Annotated in this window: 16 protein-coding genes; 12 read left to right on the forward strand and 4 right to left on the reverse strand. The window is 65.4% G+C overall.

What is annotated here, in order from left to right:
• The first annotated feature begins 14 nt into the window (after positions 1 to 14).
• The gene (recG, locus tag H8F26_RS15310; protein ID WP_231605259.1) at positions 15 to 2,468 is read left to right on the forward strand and encodes an ATP-dependent DNA helicase RecG; all 2,454 of its coding nucleotides are present in this window, start codon (positions 15 to 17) and stop codon (positions 2,466 to 2,468) included.
• A 39-nt stretch (positions 2,469 to 2,507) separates the two neighbouring features.
• Entirely contained in the window at positions 2,508 to 3,251 is a 744-nt protein-coding gene (locus H8F26_RS15315; protein WP_197155400.1) for a M15 family metallopeptidase, read from the forward strand.
• 15 nt (positions 3,252 to 3,266) lie between these two features.
• Here the strand turns inward: H8F26_RS15315 and H8F26_RS15320 are convergent, their stop codons facing one another.
• Complete coding sequence (locus tag H8F26_RS15320; RefSeq protein WP_197155402.1) at positions 3,267 to 3,617, reverse strand: hypothetical protein; 351 nt, start codon at positions 3,615 to 3,617, stop codon at positions 3,267 to 3,269.
• An 86-nt stretch (positions 3,618 to 3,703) separates the two neighbouring features.
• A complete protein-coding gene (sir, locus tag H8F26_RS15325; protein WP_197155411.1) occupies positions 3,704 to 5,521 on the reverse strand; it encodes a sulfite reductase, ferredoxin dependent in 1,818 nt (605 codons plus the stop codon).
• A gap of 108 nt (positions 5,522 to 5,629) precedes the next feature.
• On the opposite strand from sir, the gene glyS reads away from it, so the two are divergent.
• Positions 5,630 to 7,807 (forward strand): glycine--tRNA ligase subunit beta, encoded by a 2,178-nt coding sequence (gene glyS, locus H8F26_RS15330; RefSeq protein WP_197155413.1) that lies wholly within the window; start codon positions 5,630 to 5,632, stop codon positions 7,805 to 7,807.
• Between the two features lie 87 nt (positions 7,808 to 7,894).
• Here the strand turns inward: glyS and chlP are convergent, their stop codons facing one another.
• Entirely contained in the window at positions 7,895 to 9,295 is a 1,401-nt protein-coding gene (chlP, locus tag H8F26_RS15335) for a geranylgeranyl reductase (protein ID WP_197155415.1), read from the reverse strand.
• Between the two features lie 115 nt (positions 9,296 to 9,410).
• Between chlP and H8F26_RS15340 the strand changes: the two genes are divergently transcribed.
• The 8 genes from H8F26_RS15340 to ccsB all read left to right on the forward strand — a co-directional run bounded on the left by H8F26_RS15340 (position 9,411) and on the right by ccsB (position 18,924).
• Positions 9,411 to 10,136 (forward strand): D-alanyl-D-alanine carboxypeptidase family protein, encoded by a 726-nt coding sequence (locus H8F26_RS15340; protein ID WP_231605260.1) that lies wholly within the window; start codon positions 9,411 to 9,413, stop codon positions 10,134 to 10,136.
• Positions 10,133 to 12,775, forward strand: coding sequence for a U32 family peptidase (locus H8F26_RS15345; RefSeq protein ID WP_231605261.1), 2,643 nt, complete (start codon positions 10,133 to 10,135; stop codon positions 12,773 to 12,775). The genes H8F26_RS15340 and H8F26_RS15345 overlap by 4 nt, the downstream gene beginning before the upstream one ends.
• A gap of 254 nt (positions 12,776 to 13,029) precedes the next feature.
• Complete coding sequence (typA, locus tag H8F26_RS15350; RefSeq protein WP_197155423.1) at positions 13,030 to 14,838, forward strand: translational GTPase TypA; 1,809 nt, start codon at positions 13,030 to 13,032, stop codon at positions 14,836 to 14,838.
• A gap of 7 nt (positions 14,839 to 14,845) precedes the next feature.
• On the forward strand, positions 14,846 to 15,289 hold the full coding sequence (locus tag H8F26_RS15355; RefSeq protein WP_231605262.1) for a DUF309 domain-containing protein: 444 nt from the start codon (positions 14,846 to 14,848) through the stop codon (positions 15,287 to 15,289).
• 376 nt (positions 15,290 to 15,665) lie between these two features.
• The gene (locus H8F26_RS15360; RefSeq protein WP_197155425.1) at positions 15,666 to 16,067 is read left to right on the forward strand and encodes a hypothetical protein; all 402 of its coding nucleotides are present in this window, start codon (positions 15,666 to 15,668) and stop codon (positions 16,065 to 16,067) included.
• Positions 16,064 to 16,792 carry an LPS export ABC transporter ATP-binding protein gene (lptB, locus tag H8F26_RS15365; RefSeq protein WP_197155433.1) on the forward strand — a complete coding sequence of 243 codons (729 nt, stop codon included), beginning with the start codon at positions 16,064 to 16,066 and terminating at the stop codon, positions 16,790 to 16,792. The genes H8F26_RS15360 and lptB overlap by 4 nt, the downstream gene beginning before the upstream one ends.
• Positions 16,793 to 16,803: 11 nt before the next feature.
• Entirely contained in the window at positions 16,804 to 17,976 is a 1,173-nt protein-coding gene (locus H8F26_RS15370) for an LptF/LptG family permease (RefSeq protein WP_197159265.1), read from the forward strand.
• A 33-nt stretch (positions 17,977 to 18,009) separates the two neighbouring features.
• Positions 18,010 to 18,924: a c-type cytochrome biogenesis protein CcsB gene (gene ccsB / locus H8F26_RS15375; protein ID WP_197155435.1), complete on the forward strand. Its 915-nt coding sequence runs from the start codon at positions 18,010 to 18,012 to the stop codon at positions 18,922 to 18,924.
• Positions 18,925 to 19,042: 118 nt separating this feature from the next.
• Here the strand turns inward: ccsB and rpe are convergent, their stop codons facing one another.
• On the reverse strand, positions 19,043 to 19,726 hold the full coding sequence (rpe, locus tag H8F26_RS15380) for a ribulose-phosphate 3-epimerase (RefSeq protein WP_197155436.1): 684 nt from the start codon (positions 19,724 to 19,726) through the stop codon (positions 19,043 to 19,045).
• Positions 19,727 to 20,010: 284 nt separating this feature from the next.
• On the opposite strand from rpe, the gene glpX reads away from it, so the two are divergent.
• The gene (glpX, locus tag H8F26_RS15385) at positions 20,011 to 21,015 is read left to right on the forward strand and encodes a class II fructose-bisphosphatase (protein ID WP_197155439.1); all 1,005 of its coding nucleotides are present in this window, start codon (positions 20,011 to 20,013) and stop codon (positions 21,013 to 21,015) included.
• The last annotated feature ends 34 nt before the right edge of the window (positions 21,016 to 21,049 follow it).

A 21,049-nucleotide genomic window follows, 5' to 3' on the forward strand; every position in this document is an offset into this window, starting at 1 on the left:
CCCTGCGCCTTGAGGTGGAGCGGGGTTGTGTCGATCTGATGGGCCGTCAGCAGCGCTTCAGTGCCTTTGCGGCGGAGTGCTGGCAGGCGGTGCCGCTATCGCTCCGGACGGAGGAACGGAGCCAGGCCCGGAGTTTTGCCGAGGCCTTCGCCACCTATGGCCAGTTGAGTGTGGCCCGCCGTCAGAGCCTGGTGCGCCGCTGCCGCCAGTGGCTGCACGACTGGCAACGGAGCCGGCAACCCAGCAGCCCCGTGGCTCCACCCCGACTGCGGCTCTCCCCCGATTCCTGCCAGGCCCCGCGTCGTGGCTCCGGGCGGCTGCAGCTCGACACCCCCCTGGCAGAGATGCCCGGCGTCGGGCCGAAAACCGCCGCTCGCCTGGCGGCCCTGGGACTGCTGCTGGCCAGAGACCTGCTGCACTACTACCCACGCGACTACCTCGACTACGCCCATCTGGTGCGCATCTCCGCCCTGGAACCGGGCCGAACCGCCACGATCGTGGCCAGCGTGCGGCGCTGCCATGCCTTCAACAGCCCGCGCAACCCCAACCTCTCGATCCTGGAGCTGCATCTGCAGGACTGCACCGGTCGTCTGCGGGTCTCCCGTTTCTTTGCCGGAAAACGCTTCGCCTCGCCGGGCTGGCTGAAGGGCCAGCAGCGTCTCTATCCGCCGGGCGCTGATGTGGCTGTGAGCGGGCTGGTCAAGGACAGCCCCTACGGCCCCTGTTTCCAGGATCCGCTGATTGAGGTGCTGGAGGACCCCCGTGCCCTGGTGCGATCCGAGCAGATCGGCCGCATGGTGCCGGTCTATGGCCTCACCGAAGGGCTGGGTGCCGATCGGCTGCGTCAGATCGTGGCAGGGGTGCTCGGCCTGGCGTCGGCTCAGCCCGATCCATTGCCCCTGGCGATCCGTCAGCACCACGCGCTGATGGAACGGTCCGGCGCCCTGGTGGCGATCCACCGTCCTACCGATGCAGCCCAGCTGCAGGCGGCCCGGCGGCGTCTGGTCTTCGATGAGTTCCTGTTGCTGCAACTGGCGCTGTGCCGCCGCCGGCAGGAGTTCCGCAGTCGGATCGCACCGGTGCTGCAATCTCCGGCCGGCGGCACCACTGATGGCACGACCGGCACTGCCAGTCCAACTCCCACTCCCACATTGGTGGAGCGCTTCCTGGACCTGCTGCCCTTTCCCCTCACCGGTGCCCAGCAACGGGTCTTGAGCGAGATCCGCCGCGACCTGGCCCGCCCCCAGCCCATGGCCCGCCTGGTGCAGGGGGATGTGGGCAGCGGCAAGACCGTGGTCGCCCTGGCGGCCCTGCTGATCGCCGTCGAGGCCGGTTGCCAGGGGGTGCTGATGGCCCCGACGGAAGTGCTGGCCGAGCAGCATGTCGCCAAGATCGGTGCCTGGCTGCCGCAGCTTCATGTCAGCAGCGCCCTGCTCACCGGATCCACTCCGGCGGCGCGGCGGCGGGAGCTGCTCCAGGACCTGATCAACGGCCAGCTGCAGGTGCTGGTGGGAACGCACGCGCTCCTGGAAGACCCGGTGCAGTTCCAGCGGCTGGGTCTGGTTGTTGTGGACGAGCAGCACCGGTTCGGCGTGCGTCAGCGCAACCGTCTGCTGGCCAAGGGCCTGCAGCCGCACCTGCTCACGATGACGGCCACGCCGATTCCCCGCACCCTGGCGTTGTCGTTGCATGGCGATCTGGACGTGAGTCAGATCGACGAGCTGCCCCCCGGTCGCCAGCCGATCCGGACCCGCTGCCTGCGTGCCAGCCAGCGCCATGAGGTTCATGCCTTGATCCGGGAGCAGGTGGCCGCGGGGCAGCGCGCCTACGTGGTGCTGCCCCTGGTGGAGGAATCGGAAAAGATCGACCTGCTCTCAGCGGTGGCCGTGCACCGGCAGCTTCAGGAGGAGGTCTTCCCCGATCTGCAGGTGGGTCTGCTGCACGGCCGGCTCGGCAGCGACGACAAGCAGAGGGTGCTCACGGCCTTCGCCAACGGCGACTGCCAGGTGCTGGTCAGCACCACGGTGGTGGAAGTGGGGGTGGATGTGCCGGAGGCGAGCGTGATGGTGATCGAGCATGCCGAGCGCTTCGGACTGGCTCAGCTGCACCAGCTGCGCGGCCGCGTCGGTCGTGGCAGCGCCGCCTCCCAGTGTCTGCTGATCCATGACGGCAACAACGCCCTGGCACGGCAGCGGCTGGAGGTGCTGGTGGGCAGCAGCGATGGCTTTGCCATTGCCGAGATGGACCTGCAGTTGCGTGGGCCCGGTGCGGTGCTCGGAACCCGGCAGTCCGGTCTGCCGGATCTGGCCCTGGCCAGCCTCACGGACGATGGCTCCGTGCTGGAGCTGGCCCGGGATGTGGCCCAGGCGTTGATCGCAGCGGATCCCAATCTGGAGCACCATCGTGGCCTGGCCGAAGCGCTGGCGGAGCAGCGGCAGCGGCAGCTGGAAGCGGCCCGCTTGAATTGAGCGGGTGGCCATTCTGCCAACCCCCTGCTTGATTCCCCGATGCTGCGTCCCTGGAGTGCCATCCCGATCGATGACGCTGGCGAGCCGCTCGAGGCGCTGCCGATGGCGCTGCTGCGGCTGGAACCCCATCCGTACCAGGTGCTTGGCGCCCCCTATGGCACGGCGGAAGGGCCCTTTCGCCTGCGTCGCGGTGTGATCGAGCGGCTGTTGCAGGCTCAGGAACAACTGCAGCGCCACCACCCGGGCTGGAGGCTTGCCATTTTTGATGCCTGGCGGCCGGTGGCCGTCCAGCGCTTCATGGTGCGCCATACCGTGATCGAGGGGTGTGGTCGACTGGGCTTGGATCCAGCTCCGGCACTCGCCCTGGTACAGGGCGACGCAGAGGCCGACGCCATCGCCCCTGCCCAGCGGCAGGTGGTGGAGCAGGTGGGTCGCTTCTGGGCTCCACCCAGCGACGATCCGGCCACGCCACCGCCCCACAGCACCGGAGCAGCCGTGGATCTCACCCTGGCGGACTCCGCCGGAGTTCCTCTGGCGATGGGGGGCGCCATCGATGCGCTCGATGCTGTATCGGAACCCGATCACTACCGGGCCGCCGCGGAGCAAGACCCCTCGAGTGAGGCGGGCACCTGGCAGCGGCGACGCCAAGGGCTACGGCAGGCGATGGAGTCGGCCGGGTTCCGGCAACACCCCAATGAATGGTGGCACTTCAGCCACGGCGACCAGCTCTGGGCCTGGCGCCAGGGAGCTGCACAGGCCCGTTACGGGCGCTGTCTGGATTGATGGGCTGCGGCAGGCCTAACGGGCTGGGGCCGTGGGGCCTGAATGCAGGCCGAGCTTGCGGCGTAACTGGGCAGCCTCGCCGGCACTGAGCAGGCCCTGGGAGAGGCAGCCATCAATCGTTCGGCTGGTCATGTCCGCCTGCATCCCGCGCAGCTTCTGTTTCACGGCCTCTGGCTGGTCGGCGAAGGGCGCCAGATGCCGCTGGTACGCCGCGGTGATCGTGCTCACCTGACAGGTCTGCTGATCGGGCTGGTAAATGGTGGGCTTGCCGGGGGGACGGGGCGGTTTGGCCGGTTCCGCCAGGGCGGCCGTTCCGATCGACAGACAGACAACCGCCAGCAGATACAGCTGCCGGGCCCTGGGCATCAGACGACGCTGGGTGGAACGGTGCTGCTGCATGACCCGGAGCGGGATGAGGAGATGGGAACGGATACGGGCTGAGCTGATCAGTCTCAGAGGCTGGCAGCGGTCAGCAGATCACGGACGGCTGCATCGCCTTCACGGGCCACGAAGTCGCCGAAGCTGCGCCGCCCTCCCCGTTCAGCCCAGGCCCTGAGCAGCGGCTCCAGGGTGGCCTCAAGATTCTCAAGAGGCATGCGCTCCAGGTAAGGCTGGGCCAGCCGGGTGAGGTTGGGCGAGCCGCCGAGCCAGAGCTGGTACTGATCGACGCCACTTCCCACCAGACCGATTTCCGCCATGTACGGCCGGGCGCAACCGTTCGGGCAGCCGGTCATGCGCACCAGAATCTGCCGATCAATGCCGAGCCGGCCCAGAAGTGCCTCCAATCGATCCAGTACCGCCGGCAGGATGCGCTCCGATTCGGTGATCGCCAGTCCACAGGTGGGCAGGGCTGGGCAGGCGATCGCGTGGCGGGCAAGCAGCGGCGGCGCCTCCGGCGTTTCGAAACCGAGATCAGCCAGGGCCAAGCGCAGGCTGGCCCGCTGGCTGGTGCCGATGTTGCAGAGCAGCAGGTCCTGGTTGGGAGTGAGGCGCACCTCCAGCTTGAAGGTATCGACAAGCTTGCGGAGGCCCAGCTTGAGATCTCCCTCGAGGCGGCCACAGAGGACGGGCAGTCCCACGAACCAGAGGCCACTGCTCTGACGATGCCAGCCGAGGTAGTCGGTGAGCTTGGTGGTGGGCTCCTGGCGCAGACCCTTGATCGGATGGGAGAAGTAACGCTGCTGCAGTTCGTCGCGGAACCAGGCGATGCCGCGGTCGTGGATCAGATATTTCATGCGCGAGTGGCGCCGCTGGTGGCGGTCACCGTGATCGCGCTGCAGGGCCACGATCGCCTGCAGAAGATCGAAGATCCCATCCGCCGCCACATAGCCGAGCGGATCGGCGATGCGGGCAAAGGTTTCCTCCTTGTTGTGGGTGCGGCCCATGCCGCCTCCCACATACACGTTGCAGCCCTGGGGACGGCCGGAAGGATCGGTGAACAGCACCAGGCCCACGTCCTGGGTGAGCAGGTCAACGGAGTTGTCACCGGGAACGGTGACCGCCACCTTGAACTTCCGCGGCAGATAGGTGGTTCCATACAGAGGCTCTTCGGGCGTGCCGCTGTAGATGTGGCCGTCCACCTGCCGCTGCCGCGCCTTGCGGACCGGAGCCGCCGCTTTGATGCGGTAGCTGAGGTCGCCATCCACCCAGAGGTCCAGGTAGGTGCCCTCCGCAGCCTGGGGAGCAAGCAGGTCGGCGATCTGATCGGCCAGCTCTCGGGCCGCTGGATAGCCACCCTTCTCAAAGGGAGCGGCGGGGGCCATCACATTGCGGTTGATGTCGCCGCAGGCCGACAAGGTGGAGCCCAGGGATCGGATGATCGTGCCGATCACCTCCTTGATGTTCCCCTTGCGGATCCCATGCATCTGGAAGGCCTGGCGGGTGGTGATCCGCAGAGTTCCGTTGCCGAGCCGGTCGGCCAACGTATCCAGGGCGAGATAGAGATCGGTGGGGATACGACCACCCGGGTTGCGCAGGCGCAGCATCAACTGCCAGTCCTTCTCCTTGCCCTTCTCGCGGTTGTCGCGGTTGTCCTGCTGGTAACTGCCGTGGTACTTGAGGATCTGAACGGCGTTCTCACTGAAATGTGAGACACCATTGACCAGTTCCGTGGCCAGAGGTTCTCGCAGAAAGCCGCTTTCGCGTTTGAGACCCTCCAGCTTGGACGGGGCTTTGGCGGCAATGGCTGGATTCAGGCTGGTCTCGGATCCCGTCTCTGCCTCAGGGGTCGACACCGCCGACGCGCTGGCGGGGGCCGTCGTCTTGGGCATTGCGGATCCGGCGGGCACGGGAAGGACTCGAAACTAGCGAACGGTGTGCCAAACAGAGGGGTCGTCCCCACACCGTTCAATACAGTCGTCCATTGCTGTGGCTGGAGCGTGTCCACCTTCCTGCTGGAGATCGGTACCGAGGAACTGCCCGCCGACTTCGCTCAATCCGCCCTGTCTCAGCTGGAACAGCTGGTGAGCGCCGATCTGCTGGTGAGCCGCCTCAGCTTTGGGCGTGTGCGCTGCCTCGGCACACCGCGGCGGCTGGTGGTGCTGATCGATGGACTTGCCGAACGGCAGGAGGATCTGGAGGAGGAACGCAAGGGGCCCCCTGAAGCCCAGGCCTTCCGGGATGGTGCCCCAACAGCGGCGGCCATCGGCTTCGCCCGCCGTTGCGGCGTGGCCGCCGAGCAGCTCGAGGTCCGGGACACCCCCAAGGGTCCCTTTGTCTTCGCCCGCATCCTCGACCCGGGCCGTGCCGCTTCGGATCTGCTCACCGACCTGGTGCCGGCCTGGATCAACGGGCTTCAGGGCCGTCGTTTCATGCGCTGGGGCGAGGGCGACGATCGCTTCAGCCGGCCGATTCGCTGGCTTGTGGCCTTGCTGGGAGAGAAGGTTCTGCCTGTGACGCTGGCGGGCAGTGATCCCCAGGTGACGGCGGGAAACCGCAGCCGGGGGCATCGCCTCTCCGGCACCGATGTGACCATCGCGTCAGCAGAGTCCTATGAGGCCGCTCTCGCGGCTTCTGGTGTGGTCGTGGATCGCCAGCTCCGTGCCGATCAGATCCTCCGGATGATCGAAGCGTCTGCCACCGCCTTGGCGGCCCAGGCCGATCTGCCTCAGGAGCTGTTTGAGGAGCTCACCGATCTGGTGGAGGCACCGCTGCTGATCGAAGGGGCGATCAGCGATCACTCCCTGGACCTGCCACCCGAGGTGCTCAGCACCGTGATGCGGGCCCATCAGCGCTACGTGCCTCTCTATCGCCTCAAGGCGGAGCGGGATCCCCTGGCCCTGGAGGCTCGCTCCAGCCTGCTGCCTCGGTTCCTCTGCATCGGCAACGGCCTGCCGGAAGCCAAGGACACCGTGCGCCGTGGCAACGAGCGCGTTCTCAAAGCCCGCCTCGCTGACGCCGCCTTTTTCCTCGAGGCCGACCGGGCCGTGGCCAGCATCGATCGGCGCGATCAGCTGCACCGGGTGGCCTTCGCCAAGGGACTGGGCAGCCTGCGGGATCGCTGCGAGCGGCTGGAGTGGTGCACCGATGTGCTGCTCGAGCAGCTCGATCTTCCGACCGTCACCGCGGATCACGCCCGCCGTGCTGCCCATCTCTGCAAGCACGATCTGGTCAGCCAGATGGTGGGCGAGTTCCCCGAGCTTCAGGGGGTGATCGGGGGCAAATATCTGCTGGCCGAGGGAGAACCGCGGCCGGTTGCTTTGGCGGTGTTGGAGCATTACCTGCCCAGGGGAGCCGGCGACGCTCTGCCCGGCTCCGATGCCGGCGCCATTGTTGCCCTGGCTGAACGGCTGGAACTGCTGCTGAGCATCTACGCCAAGGGAGAACGCCCCAGCGGTTCCTCCGACCCCTACGCCCTGCGCCGCGCCGGCAACGGCCTTCTTCAGATCCTCTGGGAGCGCAACTGGATTCTGGATCTGCATGCCCTGCTCCATCGGGCTGCAGACCATTGGGCCGAGCTGCTGCCCCACTTCGCGGTGGATCCCCAGGCTCTGGCCGCCGAACTGGGCGACTTGCTGCGGCAACGTCTGATCAGCCTGCTGGAGGAGGAGGGCATCGATGCGGATCTGGTGCAGGCGGTCGCCGGGGATGCGATGGCCCTGGAGCGGGTGCTCAGGGATCCGGCCGATGCCCGGCGGCGGGCCGAGTTGCTGCGCAGTCTTCGGGGTTGCGGCACCCTTTCGGCCCTGCAGGCGGTGGTGACCCGAGCCGCCAGGCTCGCCGCGAAAGGAGATCTGGACCCCTTGGTGCTGAATCCGGCTGGGGTGGTGGAGGCGCAGCTGTTCGAAACGAGCAGTGAAGTGGCCATGCTGGAGGTGCTGCAGCAGCTCGAACCCCTGGCGGTCGCCAGCTCCCTGAGCGGCAAGCAGGACGGCTATCAGGCACTGGCCGATGGCCTGGTGGGCAGCGCCGAAGTTCTGGCCGCCTTCTTTGATGGCGACGACAGCGTCCTGGTGATGGTGGACGATCCGGCCGTGCGCCGCAATCGCCTCAATCTGCTGGGGGTGCTGCGCAATCAGGCCACCGTTCTGGCCGATTTCAGCCGGATCAGCGGCTGAGATCGGATCTGATGCTCGTTTGATCCATAAAAAAATGGCCCGCTCCAGGGGCCATTGATTTCCGTGGTGTTGTGTACTGGCCGGGCTTCACTTGCCCGCCAGTGCCGGTTCTCGCTCTTCACTGCTGCCTTCGGGTGTGCTGCTGGCTTCTGGACGGGCCAATGGCTTCTTCTGGTTGGCCACCTTGATGCCTCCCTTGATCGCGCTCACGGCCAGAAGCGCTCCGGCCTCCTCCTCGGATCGCACGGCACTGGGCACCGGCTTGTAGGTGCCGGGCGCGAGGGCGTTGCCGCGCAACACAGCGCCAAGAGTGAGCAGGGTCAGCTTGAGCTGCTGCCAGGGATTCATCGCCACAACGCGTTTGTAGAGATAGCTGTCGAAGGTGAGTCTCTGCACATCCTTGTCGTCGCACATCTCGACGAAGGCCTCGCGGGCGGCATCGTTGCGGTAGAAGATGTTCTGCAGAATCTCGAGCACTTTGTACGTGGCACCGTACTTTCGGTCCCACTTCTTCAGGTATTTCTTCAGATCAGCTTCGCTGGGAATTCGGGTTCCACCAGCACTGGCAGCCACGATCTCCTCAGCGCACATGCGCCCGCTCTTGGCAGCGAAGTAGATGCCCTCACCCGAGCTCTTGGTCACATAGCCGGCGGCATCCCCCACCAGAGCCATACGTCCGACAATGCGGCGAGGACGGGGATGTTCTGGGATCGGGTGGGCTTCCACCTTGATCACCTCACCGTTGAGCAGGCGCATCTTGGCCCGCTCGCGAATGCCGACCTGCAGACCCTTGATCAAGGCCTGGTTCTCCTGCATGGTGCCGGTGCCGACAGCCACATGGTCGTACTTGGGGAAGACCCAGGCATAGAAATCGGGGGACACATCGGTGCCCACATACATCTCTGCCAGATCTTCGTAATAGGCCATCTCCTCGGGCGGTAATTTGATCCGCTCCTGGAAGGCGATGGCCACGTTGTAGTCGCCGGCATCCATGGCCTTGGCCACCCGGCTGTTGGCGCCATCGGAGCCGATGATCAGGTCCACTTCCAGGGTCTTGGCCTCGCCGGTCGCCTCACCGGAGGCGTAATCGGAATAGGTGAGGGTGTATGGACCCTGGCGGGCCACACCAGTGTCGATCTTCGTGACCAGTCCGTTGATCAGGTGAGCGCCCAGATCAGCGGCACGGTTGCGCAGGAAGGCATCCATCACCTCGCGCCGGCACATGCCGATGTATTCATTCTGATTGTCCAGATGAATGTCCACCTCCCGATTGGAGGGGGAGATCATCCGCATGTTTCGCACCTTGCGGTCGATGATCGATTCGGGCAGATCAAACTCTTCGACCATGCAGAGCGGAATCGCTCCGCCGCAGGGTTTGGCATTGTCGAGTTTCCGCTCGAACAGCCAGGTCTCGATTCCCGCCTTGGCGAGCACTTCCGCAGCACAGGACCCGCTCGGGCCACCGCCCACTACCGCAACGCGCAACATCTTGAAACCTGCTCCGCCAGAAGGATCCTCGGCTGGAAGCTAACACTGTTGCCGATCCGTTCGGGGGCTTGAAAGGAGCTGTCCGTACGATTGTTGAAACGCTGTGGATGGAGGGGTGCCGGCACCCGTGATCGGTGAAGACATTCCTCTGGCCCGGCGATCGCCCGCGACCCTGGCGCGCCGGCCCTCCAAGCGCACCGCCTTCGTGGGACTGGTCCTGGGCCTGATCGGCGCCACCGCCGTGCTGCTGCTGGTTCCAGGACCATGGCGTCGCTGGCTGGAGCCCCTGCCGGTGGAGGGGCTCAATGCCCGGCTCAGTGCCGATGGGCGCCTGCTCGGCCATCACCCCTACCCCGAGGTCCCCCGCGACCAGCTGGTGGAGCTGGAGCTGTCGCCAGGACTGGAGTTGAAGCCGGAAGCCGCCGCTGCCGCGGGTGCGATGCAACGGGCCGCCGCTGCGGATGGGGTGGATCTGGTGGTGCTGAGCGCCTTTCGCTCGATTGCGCTGCAGAAGTCGATCTTTTTTGATATCAAGGCCGAACGCAACCAGAGCGCCCAGGAACGGGCTCGTGTCAGTGCGCCGCCGGGGTTCTCCGAGCACAGCACCGGGTATGCCGTGGATCTGGGCGATGGGCGCGATCCCGCCACCAATCTGTCTGAGGCTTTCGATCGCACCGAAGCCTTCCGCTGGTTGCAGGCCAATGCCGCTCGCTTTCACTTTCAGCTCTCCTTCCCGCAGAACAATCCCCAGGGCGTGAGCTATGAGCCCTGGCACTGGCGGTTCGAAGGATCAGCGGACGCCCTGAAGCTGTTTGAGCCCGCCCAGAGACTGGCGCGATGAGCAACAACCCTGCCACGGCCATCCAGGTCCCGCTGACCATGCCGGAACTGCTTGCGCCGGCGGGCTGCTGGGCGTCGCTCAAGGCTGCAGCTGCCAATGGCGCCGACGCGGTCTACTTCGGTGTGGAGGCTTTCAACGCCCGCCTGCGGGCCGAAAACTTCAGCCGCCAGGATCTGCCGGAGCTGATGGACTGGCTGCACCGGCGCGGAATCCGGGGGTTTCTGACCCTCAACGTGCTGATCTTCCCCGATGAGCTCGAGCAGGCCGCCGATCTGCTGCTGGAGGCGGACGCCGCGGGTGTGGATGCGGTGATCGTGCAGGACGTGGGTCTGTGTCGGCTGGCGCGCCAGGTCGTGCCGAGGCTGAGCCTGCATGGCTCCACCCAGATGTCGATCACCAGTGCAGCAGGGGTGGCCCAGGCCGAGGCGCTGGGGTGCGATCGGGTGGTGCTGGCCCGCGAGCTCAGCCTGCGGGATCTCAGGCGGATCGATCGGCAACAGCGCCAGCGCGGTATGGCGATGCCCCTGGAAGTGTTCGTGCATGGAGCCCTCTGCGTGGCCTATTCGGGCCAGTGCCTGACCAGTGAGGCCCTGGGCCAGCGCAGCGCCAACCGGGGGGAATGCGCCCAGGCCTGCCGCCTGCCCTATCAGCTGATCGTGGATGGGGTGGAACGGGATCTTGGAACGCAGCGTTATCTGCTGTCGCCCCAGGACCTGGCCGCCTGGGAGTTGCTGCCCCAGCTGGTCGATACCGGTGTGGCCAGCCTCAAGATCGAGGGGCGCCTCAAGGACCCCACCTATGTGGCGGCGGTGACCTCCGCCTACCGCCAGAGCCTTGATCGTCTGGCAACGGCAACGAGCCCTGCGCAGCTCGTCTCGGAATCCCGCTCGGAGGTCTCTGCCGATCAGCCCCCCGAGCCTTCCAGGCGCCATGAACTGGAATTGAGCTTTTCGCGAGGGCTCTCCAGCGGCTGGCTGCACGGTGTGGACCACCGCCAGCTGGTGCATGGTCGCTGGAGCAAGAAGCGGGGCCCCCAGATCGGTCACTATCGCGGCCAGGAGGCCCGCGGCGGCTGGTGGCTGTTGGACACCATCACGTCGCTCAAGCCTGGGGATGGCTTGGTGTTCGAACTGGCGGGCTCCGCCCCCCTGGTGCCACCCGAGGAGATCGGTGGCCGGGTGATGGCAGTGGAGTCGCGCGGTGAAGGCCGGCTGGCCCTGCGGCTCGGCCCGGGGAGGATCAGCGCGGAGACTCTGCCACCTGGTTCCCCCTGCTGGTTGAGCAGCGATCCCGCCCTGGAGAAGCGCTGGCGACGCCTGGCAACGGCGGACACACCCGAGCTTGCCCGTGCTCTGCACCTGCGTGTGCGCGGGGCCCTCGATCAGCCCTTGCAGCTGGAACTGCTGGCTGTGGATGGCACTGGGACCCTGCCTGAGCCCCCACTTCAGTGGTACACGGATTTACCGCTGCAGAGCGCCAGGGGCCCAGGCCTGGATCGCCAGCGGCTGGAGCAACAGCTGGGTCGGCTGGGTGGGACGGGATGGCGGCTTGGATCCTTGGATGTGGACCTGCCAGCCGGGTTGTTCCTGCCGGTCACCGAACTCAATCGCCTGCGCCGGGGGCTGGTCGCGGCGCTGACCCCCCTGCTGGCCAGTGGCTCGAGCACCTCAGGGAAACCGTGGCCATTGGGAGCCTTGTCCAACGCTCCAGCATGGACGCCAGCCCAGGCCATTCAGGCCTGGAGTGCCGCCGAGCTGCAGCAGAGCTCCAGCACTGAGCCGGAGCTGGTGGTGTTGGTGCGCAGCCTCGAGCAGCTGCAGGCCTTACAGGGACTGCCTGTGGCCCAGGTGATCGCCGATCTGGAGCAACCGGCCGACCTGCGCGAGGCCGTGGCCCTCGGCAGGGGCTGCTGGCCGGGAGGCATCTGGCTGGCCGGCGCCCGCATCACCCGCCCCGATGAAGCCTGGAGCCTGGAGCCCCTGTGGAGAGCCCGGCCCGATGGTTTCCTGGTGCGCAACGCCGATCAACTGGAGCGGCTGACGCCCCTGGCTCCCTGCATCGGTGATTTCAGCCTGAACGTGGCCAACCCCCTGGCGGCGCACTGGTATCTCGACCACTGGGGTCTGCAGCGGGTCACCGCCAGCTACGACCTTGCCCTGAGCCAGCTGCAGGACCTGATCCGCGGCTGCCCGGCCGGTCGTCTTGAGGTGACGGTCCACCAGCACATGCCCCTGTTCCACATGGAGCATTGCCTCTTCTGTGCCTTTCTCTCCGACGGTCACGACCACACCGATTGCGGCCGTCCCTGTGAGCAGCACGAGGTACGCCTGCGCGATCGCAGCGGCGTGGAGCATCCACTGCGGGCCGATCTGGGCTGTCGCAACACGCTCTTCAACGGCAAGGCCCAGACCGCTGCCGAGGCCTTGCCCGCGTTACTGGATTCCGGGGTGCGGCACCTGCGCCTGGAGCTGCTGGAGGAGAACGCCGAGGCGACACGGCGACGCGTCGACCTCTATCGCCAGGCCCTGGACGGCCGCCTCAGCGGCCGTGATCTGTGGCGCAACGAGAATCTCGACAGTCGTCTTGGCGTGACGCGCGGCACCCTGCGGGATCGGGTCTCACGCCAATCCAGAGATTGAGACCCGTCCAGAGACTGAGATAGGATGAACGTTCGCTCCATTGGTCATCGCTTGAGCTACGGATGCTTCAGTGCCCAGGCGCCCGCATTTCAGGATTCAGGGGTGTGACCCCCTGATCAGGGCATCTGCGCGCTTGCGATGTGTGGTGTGGCCGGTCATTCCGGCAACGCGGACATCCCGGAATTTCTGAACGACTCGGAAGACCGAACCCATAGGACCGAACCCATAGACCCCTCCATCACGAAGATCTGCCCATGAGCGGCGACATTAAAGGCGCCCCGATTCGCAATATTGCGATCATTGCCCACGTTGACCACGGCAAGACCACCCTGGTCGATGCCCTGCTGACCCAGTCGGGCATCTTTCGCGAAGGCGAGGCGGTGCCCACCTGCGTGATGGACTCCAACGACCTGGAGCGGGAGCGGGGCATCACGATCCTCTCCAAGAACACGGCGGTGGATTACAGCGGCATCCGCATCAACATCGTCGACACCCCCGGACACGCCGATTTCGGCGGAGAGGTGGAGCGGGTGCTCGGCATGGTGGATGGCTGTCTGCTGATCGTCGACGCCAACGAAGGGCCCATGCCCCAGACGCGCTTCGTGCTCAAGAAGGCCCTGGAAAAGGGTCTGCGGCCGATCGTGTTCGTCAACAAGATCGACCGGGCCAGGGTCGATCCCGAACAGGCGGTCGACAAGGTTCTCGATCTCTTCCTCGAGCTGGGTGCCGACGACGACCAGTGCGATTTCCCCTACCTCTTCGGCAGTGGCATGGGGGGCTACGCCAAGCCGGACATGGCGACCGAAAGCGACACCATGAAGCCGCTCTTCGATGCCATCCTGCGCCATGTTCCACCGCCGGTGGGCGATGCCACCAAGCCCCTGCAGATGCAGGTCACCACGCTGGATTACAGCGATTTCCTCGGCCGGATCATGATCGGCCGGATCCACAACGGCACCATCCAGTCGGGCCAGACCGCTGCCCTGATCCGCGACGACGGCAGCATCAAGCGCGGGCGGATCAGCAAGTTGCTGGGCTTCCAGGGTCTGCAACGGGTGGAGATCCAGCAGGCCAGCGCCGGTGATCTGGTGGCGGTGGCCGGTTTCGATGAGGTGAACATCGGCGAAACCATCGCCTGCCCGGATCACCCCGAGGCTCTGCCCCTGATCAAGGTGGATGAGCCCACCCTGCAGATGACCTTCGTGGTCAACGACTCGCCCTTCGCCGGCAAGGAAGGCAAGTTCGTCACCAGCCGGCAGATCCGCGATCGCCTCCAGAAGGAACTGCTCACCAACGTGGCTCTGCGTGTCGAAGACACCGATTCACCCGACCGCTGGGCCGTGAGCGGCCGGGGTGAACTCCATCTGGGCATCCTGATTGAAACGATGCGTCGGGAGGGCTACGAATTCCAGGTGAGCCAGCCCCAGGTGATCTACCGCACCATCGACGGCACCCCCCATGAGCCGTTCGAAGCGCTTGTGATGGATGTTCCTGAAGAGTCGGTGGGCGCCTGCATCGAAAAGCTGGGCATTCGCAAGGGCGAGATGCAGAACATGGAAACCACCAGTGATGGCCGCACCCAGCTGGAGTTCGTGGTGCCCTCCCGCGGCCTGATCGGCTTCCGTGGCGAGTTCATCCGCGCCACCCGTGGCGAGGGGATCATGAGCCACTCCTTCCTCGACTATCGCCCGATGCAGGGCGACGTGGATGCCCGTCGCAGTGGCGTCCTGATCGCTTTTGAGGAAGGTACAGCCACCTTCTATGCGCTCAAGGGCGCCGAAGATCGCGGCCAGTTCTTCATCACTCCAGGCACCAAGGTGTACAAGGGCATGATCGTGGGTGAGAACAGTCGCCCCCAGGATCTCGAGCTCAATGTCTGCAAGGCCAAGCAGGTCACCAACATCCGCTCCGCGGGTGCCGAGGTGCTCGATACCCTGCAATCGCCGATCCAGATGACCCTCGAGCGTGCGCTCGAGTACATCGGTCCCGACGAGATGCTCGAAGTGACTCCCGAGTCGATCCGTCTGCGCAAGCTTCCCGCCAAGAAGCCCGCCAAGCGCTGACTCCGGTGTGACGGATTCCGCAGCCGAGCCGAATGATGTTGATCCGCACGAGTCTCAGCTGATTGCGGATCCGCGCTTCGATCAAGCCGTGCGCTTGTTCAATGCCGGCGAGTGGTACGACTGCCACGATGGTTTCGAGGAGCTCTGGCATGAAACTCAGGGCCCCCTCAGGCCGGTGCTGCAGGGAATCCTGCAGATTGCCGTGGCCCAGATTCACCTGGGGCGCGGCAATCTCAGGGGGGCCATGGTGCTGCTGGGAGAGGGCGTGGGGCGCCTTGGGCCCTGCGGACCCACAGCCCTGGGCCTCGATCTCGAGCGGTTGCGCCAGCCAGCTCTCGCCCAGCTGCAGACCCTGCAGCTGGGTGGCGAGCCCTTGCCCCTTGCCATGGATCAGCTGGCATTCGTGCAGCTGCGTCCCCCATGCCAGAAGGCCCCTCCGGGACCTCTGTAAATTGTCGTGCTGTGCTGCCGTGGCTCTTCTCTTGGGGTTGGATGTTGACCACGGCCACGCTTCGGGGGTTCACCTTGCCACCGGGGAATTCCCGGAGTTCCGGGTCAGGGCGACACCGCCTGCATCAACGCACCGAAGGCTGCAGCTGGGCTGGATGCTGGCCCTTCTGCTTGGACATGTCTCGTTGACCGGGGTGCCGGTCAAGGCTCAGGAGGGGGCGGTTGGCGTCCCCGAGGCTCCGCCAGCGGCGCTGACGACTCCTGTCAGCACACCCCAACCAGGATCGGCAGAACCGCAAGTCCCAGCTGCGGCAACTCCCCCGGCTGCAGCCCCGGCAGCAGCTGGGCCACCCGCCAAAACGCCCACCACCGGTCTGGTGACGATTGAATCCGACCTGCAGCAGGCCGACAACCGCACCGGGGTGATCACGGCCACAGGCAACGTTCGCATCGTCTATCCCGATGAACGGGTCGTGGCGACGGCCCGCCAAGCGCAATATTTCAGCCAGGAGGGTCTGGTGATCCTCAGTGGCGATGTGGACGTGATTCAGAGCGATGGCCATTCGATCAAGGCCGAGCGCGTGTACTACTGGGTGGAGAACGAGCGCGTCAAGGCCGAACCCCTCGGCGAACAGCAGGTGTTCAGCAAGCTGAAGGTTGATGCCCTTCAGAAGCCTGCCCCTGTTGCCCCGGGCGCGGAAGGCACGGCCAGGAGCCCAGTGTCAGCACCCGAGCCATCTGATCCGGCCGACTCCACCTCGGGCGCCAACCAGCCATGAGCCTGGTGGTTCAGGAGGCGGCGCTCACCATCGCTGGCCGCCCGTTGGTGCAAGACGTGAGCCTTGAGCTTGCCCCTGGAGAGGTGGTGGGCCTGCTCGGCCCCAATGGTGCCGGCAAGACCACCACCTTCAACCTCGTCACCGGCCTGCTGCGGCCAGACCGGGGGCAGGTGCTGCTGGATGGGATGCCTGTTCAGAAACTGCCGATGCCGCGCCGCGCCCGACTCGGCATCGGCTATCTGCCCCAGGAAGCGAGTGTGTTCCGCACGCTCACGGTGCGCGAAAACCTGCGGCTGGCCCTTGAGCAGAGCCGCACACCCCGCAGCCTGCGCCGGCAGCGGCTTGAGACCCTGATCGAGGAGTTTCACCTGGGTCCGTTCCAGAACCGCAAAGGGTTTCAACTCTCCGGAGGCGAGCGCCGCCGCACGGAAGTGGCGCGAGCCCTGGCCGTAGGAGCGACTGGCCCGCGTTACCTGTTGCTCGATGAGCCATTTGCCGGGGTCGATCCCATGGCCGTGTCCGATCTGCAGGAGCTGATCGCCAATCTGCGCAGCCGCGGCATGGGTGTGCTGATCACCGATCACAACGTACGCGAGACCCTTTCAATCACCGATCGGGCCTACATCCTCACCGAAGGACGCATCCTCGCCTCGGGCACCTCCACCGCGATGGCCAACGATCCGCTGGTTCGTCGCCACTATCTCGGCGAGGCTTTCCAACTGTGACCACCGCCTCGATGCTGCAGCGCTTTCAACGCCACCCGATTCGCTTCAGCCTCCACTGGCTGCCCCTGATGGATCGCTGGCTCATCGCTGAGCTGGTTGGTCCGTTGCTGTTCGGCATCGCCGCCTTCACGGCCGTCTCGTTGTCCGTGGGCGTTGTCTTTGAGCTGGTCCGCAAGGTGGCGGAGGCCGGCCTGCCGCTCACCGCGGCCATGCAGGTGCTCGGCCTGCGTCTGCCGGGCTTTCTGGTGCTGTCCTTCCCCATGGCCACCCTGATGGCCACCCTGCTGGCCTATAGCCGGCTGTCCGGCAACAGCGAACTCACCGCTCTTCGCAGCGTGGGGGTGAGCACCAAGCGGATGGTGGCACCCGCCGTTGCCCTTGCGGTGGCCATGAGTCTGCTCACCTTCGTGTTCAACGATGTGATCGTGCCGAGGGCCAACCTCTCCGCCTCGATCACGCTGGATCAGGCTCTCGGCAAGGCCATCGCGGCTGAACGGGGACGTCACACTCTTTATTCGCGGTTTGGAAGGATCTCACGACCCGATGGAGAAAGCGTTCGTGGCATGACCCAGCTGTTCTATGCCCAGGAGTTCAGCAATGGGGAGATGAAGGATGTCACCCTGATTGACTTCTCACGGACCGGCCAGCGTCAGATGCTGATGGCCAATACCGGCCGCTGGAACGAGGCCAAAGCGATGTGGGAGTTCCGCAATGGCCGCATCGTCAGTGTCGATGAGGCGAACGACACCACGACCTCTGCCAATTTTGACCGCTACTTCTATCCACTCAGTCGGGATGTCGAGGAGGTGGCCAAGCTCCCCACCGATGCCAACCTGATGACGGTGGGCCAGGCTCGCCGTGCTGAAAGGCTCCTGCTGGCGGCCAACAATCAGAAGGAAGCCCGGCGGTTGCGGGTGCGTATCCAGGAGAAATTTGCCTTCCCCGCCATCTGTCTGGTGTTCGGCCTGATCGGCAGCAGTCTGGGGGTCCGTCCGAATTCCCGCACAAGCCGCAGCCAGGGCTTTGGAATCAGCGTGCTGTTGATCTTCGTGTATTACCTGATGTCGTTCATCTTCAGCTCGCTGGGCATCACCGGTACCCTCTCTCCCGTGATGGCTGCCTGGCTGCCGGTTGGCATCGGTTTGGCCGGCGGACTGGTGCTGCTGCGTCAGGCCAGCCGCTGAAGCGGCAGACTGGCGCGGTCGCTGCAGTTTCTGGTGATTGATCCGGTTCTTGGACTTGGGCTCACGGCTTTCGGCCTGCTCCTGCTGGTGCTGCCTCTGTCCTTCTGGTCCCTCAGCTCTGGCCGCAGAAGTTCAGCGGTGACGCTGCTGGTGGCCGCCGCCAACCTCTGCCTCACCGCCCAGCTGGTGCTGCGCTGGTGGGATTCAGGTCACTTTCCGATCAGCAACCTCTACGAGTCGCTCTGTTTCCTGGCCTGGGGTTGCACGCTGACCCAGCTGCTGGTGGAACGCTCCTGGCCCTCCCCCCTGGTGCCGGCGGCATCCACTCCGATTGCCCTCGGCTGTGTGGCCTTCGCCAGCTTCGCCCTGCCGGACACGATGCAGGAGGCTTCGCCCCTGGTTCCGGCCCTTCGCTCCAGCTGGCTGATCATGCACGTGAGCGTGATCATGGTGAGCTATGCAGCCTTGCTGGTGGGGTCACTGCTCTCGATTGCCGTGCTGTTCACGGATCGCGGCAATGATCTGGTGCTGCGCAGCAGCTCGATCGGCACGGGTGCCTACCGAAAATCCCAGCTGGTCGGTGCCGGAGCGCCCGACGCTGTGGAATTGCACAGCACAGGTTTTGCGATCAGCGAGCAGCTCGACAGCCTCAGCTATCGCACGATCACCGTGGGGTTCCTGCTCCTGTCAGTGGGACTGGTGAGCGGTGCCGTCTGGGCCAACGAGGCCTGGGGAAGCTGGTGGAGCTGGGATCCCAAAGAAACCTGGGCCTTGATCTGCTGGCTGGTCTATGCGGCCTATCTCCACACCCGCTTGATCCGGGGCTGGCAGGGTCGTCGCCCTGCGCTCGTGGCCTCTGCTGGACTGGTGGTGATTGTGGTGTGTTACATCGGCGTCAATCTTCTCGGCATCGGCCTGCACAGCTATGGCTGGTTCCTAGGGGCTTGACATGCCATCAGAGAGAGGCGTCCTCGCAACGGCTCAAACCAAAAGAAAGCCCCCTGGAACCAGGGGGCTGAATCGTAATTAGATTGTCAGCCTGTTGGTGCTGAGCAACCAGTCCGATTCAGACCAGGGCCGGCTGGGGCCGCTTGCTGTTGCGGATTCCGGTGATCGCTTCGGCATAGCTGGGCTGGTTGAACACCCCGGAGCCACTGACGATGGCGTTGGCTCCAGCCTCGATCACCATCCAGGCATTCTCAGCCTTGATGCCGCCATCCACTTCGATCCAGGGATCCAGGCCCTTCGCGTCACACATGCGTCGCAGGTCCCGGATTTTCTGCACCTGGCTCTCAATGAAGCTCTGACCGCCAAAGCCGGGGTTGACGCTCATCACCAGCACCAGGTCGCAGAGCTCGAGGCAGTACTCGAGGGTGTCGATCGGTGTGCTGGGGTTCAACACGGCTCCAGCCATCTTGCCGAGATCCTTGATCTGGGCCAGATTGCGATGCAGATGGGGGCAGGCCTCGACCTGAACGCTGATGATATCGGCGCCGGCCTTGGCAAAGTCAGCCACATACTTTTCCGGCTCCACGATCATCAGGTGCACGTCGAGAGTCTTGGAGGTGACCGGCCGCAGGGCCTGAACGATCAACGGACCGATGGTGATGTTCGGCACGAAGCGCCCATCCATCACATCCACATGGATCCAGTCGGCACCGGCTTCGTCGACCGCGCGCACGTCATCGCCGAGGCGAGAGAAATCGGCCGACAGGATCGATGGGGAGATCACCAGGGGCTTGGTGCTCATGGGTGGGACCTGTCGTACGAAGGGGTGCACCGATTGTAGGAAGCGGCCTTTCCCGACCCTGGGCGGCGGGCAATGGGAGGGGCCCGCGGTGGTCGCTGATACAGTTGGCCCGCTTCAAGTCTGAGAGGCCCTGCAGCGGCTGGAACCTTCCGCCGAGACCGGCCATCCGCCGGACCTGGCCCTGGTCTCCGAAGCGTTTGCACAGCAGCATCCGAGCACTGGCGCTTCCCGCCTGCCCGGTCTGCCGGTCCCCTCGTTGAGGCAGTCACCCCTGCCGCACTGCTGTGGATCGCACTCTTATCCAGGAAATTCTCGAGGTCGTCGAACAGGCCGCCATCGCCTCCGCTGAGCTCACCGGCCTGGGCAAGAAGGACGAAGCCGACGCAGCAGCCGTTGAAGCCATGCGCAAACGCATGGGCCAGATCCAGATGCAGGGCCGCATCGTGATCGGCGAAGGCGAGCGCGATGAAGCGCCGATGCTCTACATCGGTGAGGAAGTGGGCAGTGGCAGCGGTCCTGGGGTCGACTTCGCCGTTGATCCCTGCGAAGGCACCAACCTCTGCGCCAACAGCCAGCGTGGCTCCATGGCCGTGCTCGCTGCCTCCGACCGCGGTGGCCTGTTCAACGCCCCCGACTTCTACATGAAGAAGCTGGCCGCTCCCCCGGCCGCCAAGGGCAAGGTGGACATCCGCAAGAGTGCCACCGAGAACATCGCCATCCTCAGCGAGTGCCTGGGACTCGCTACCAGCGAGCTGGTGATCGTGGTGATGGATCGTGCCCGTCACAAGGACCTGATCGCCGAAATCCGCACCACCGGCGCCCGTGTACAGCCCATCTCCGATGGGGATGTGCAGGCTGCCATCGCCTGTGGTTTCGCCGGCACCGGCACCCACTGCCTGATGGGCATCGGCGCGGCACCCGAGGGTGTGATCTCCGCCGCCGCCATGCGGGCCCTGGGTGGCCATTTCCAGGGGCAGCTGGTCTACGACCCCGCCGTCGCCCAGACCTCCGAGTGGGCCGATTACACCAAGGAGGGCAACATCGCCCGCCTCAATGAGATGGGTATCACCGACGTGGACAAGGTCTACGAAGCTGAGGAGCTCGCCTCCGGAGAGAACGTGGTCTTCGCCGGCAGTGGCATCACCGATGGCCTGCTGTTCAACGGGGTGAAATTCGAGAAGGACTGCACCCGCACCAGCTCCCTGGTGATCAGCACCCTGGACAGCACCGCCCGCTTCACCGACACCATCCACATGAAGCCCGGTGCCCAGAGCATCGCGCTGCGCTGATCACCCCAACTGTCCGCGTCAATCCGTCCGCGAC

The organism is Synechococcus sp. CBW1006, assembly GCF_015840525.1.
In the GTDB taxonomy this organism is placed as follows: Bacteria; Cyanobacteriota; Cyanobacteriia; order PCC-6307; family Cyanobiaceae; genus CBW1002.

Coding starts and splice junctions, on each gene's coding strand:
- H8F26_RS15370 (WP_197159265.1), top strand. CDS start 16,804: ATGCTGCAGCGCTTTCAACGCCACCCGATTCGCTTCAGCCTCCACTGG.
- rpe (WP_197155436.1), bottom strand. CDS start 19,726: ATGAGCACCAAGCCCCTGGTGATCTCCCCATCGATCCTGTCGGCCGAT.
- typA (WP_197155423.1), top strand. CDS start 13,030: ATGAGCGGCGACATTAAAGGCGCCCCGATTCGCAATATTGCGATCATT.
- H8F26_RS15315 (WP_197155400.1), top strand. CDS start 2,508: ATGCTGCGTCCCTGGAGTGCCATCCCGATCGATGACGCTGGCGAGCCG.
- sir (WP_197155411.1), bottom strand. CDS start 5,521: ATGCCCAAGACGACGGCCCCCGCCAGCGCGTCGGCGGTGTCGACCCCT.
- chlP (WP_197155415.1), bottom strand. CDS start 9,295: ATGTTGCGCGTTGCGGTAGTGGGCGGTGGCCCGAGCGGGTCCTGTGCT.
- H8F26_RS15320 (WP_197155402.1), bottom strand. CDS start 3,617: ATGCCCAGGGCCCGGCAGCTGTATCTGCTGGCGGTTGTCTGTCTGTCG.
- H8F26_RS15345 (WP_231605261.1), top strand. CDS start 10,133: ATGAGCAACAACCCTGCCACGGCCATCCAGGTCCCGCTGACCATGCCG.
- lptB (WP_197155433.1), top strand. CDS start 16,064: ATGAGCCTGGTGGTTCAGGAGGCGGCGCTCACCATCGCTGGCCGCCCG.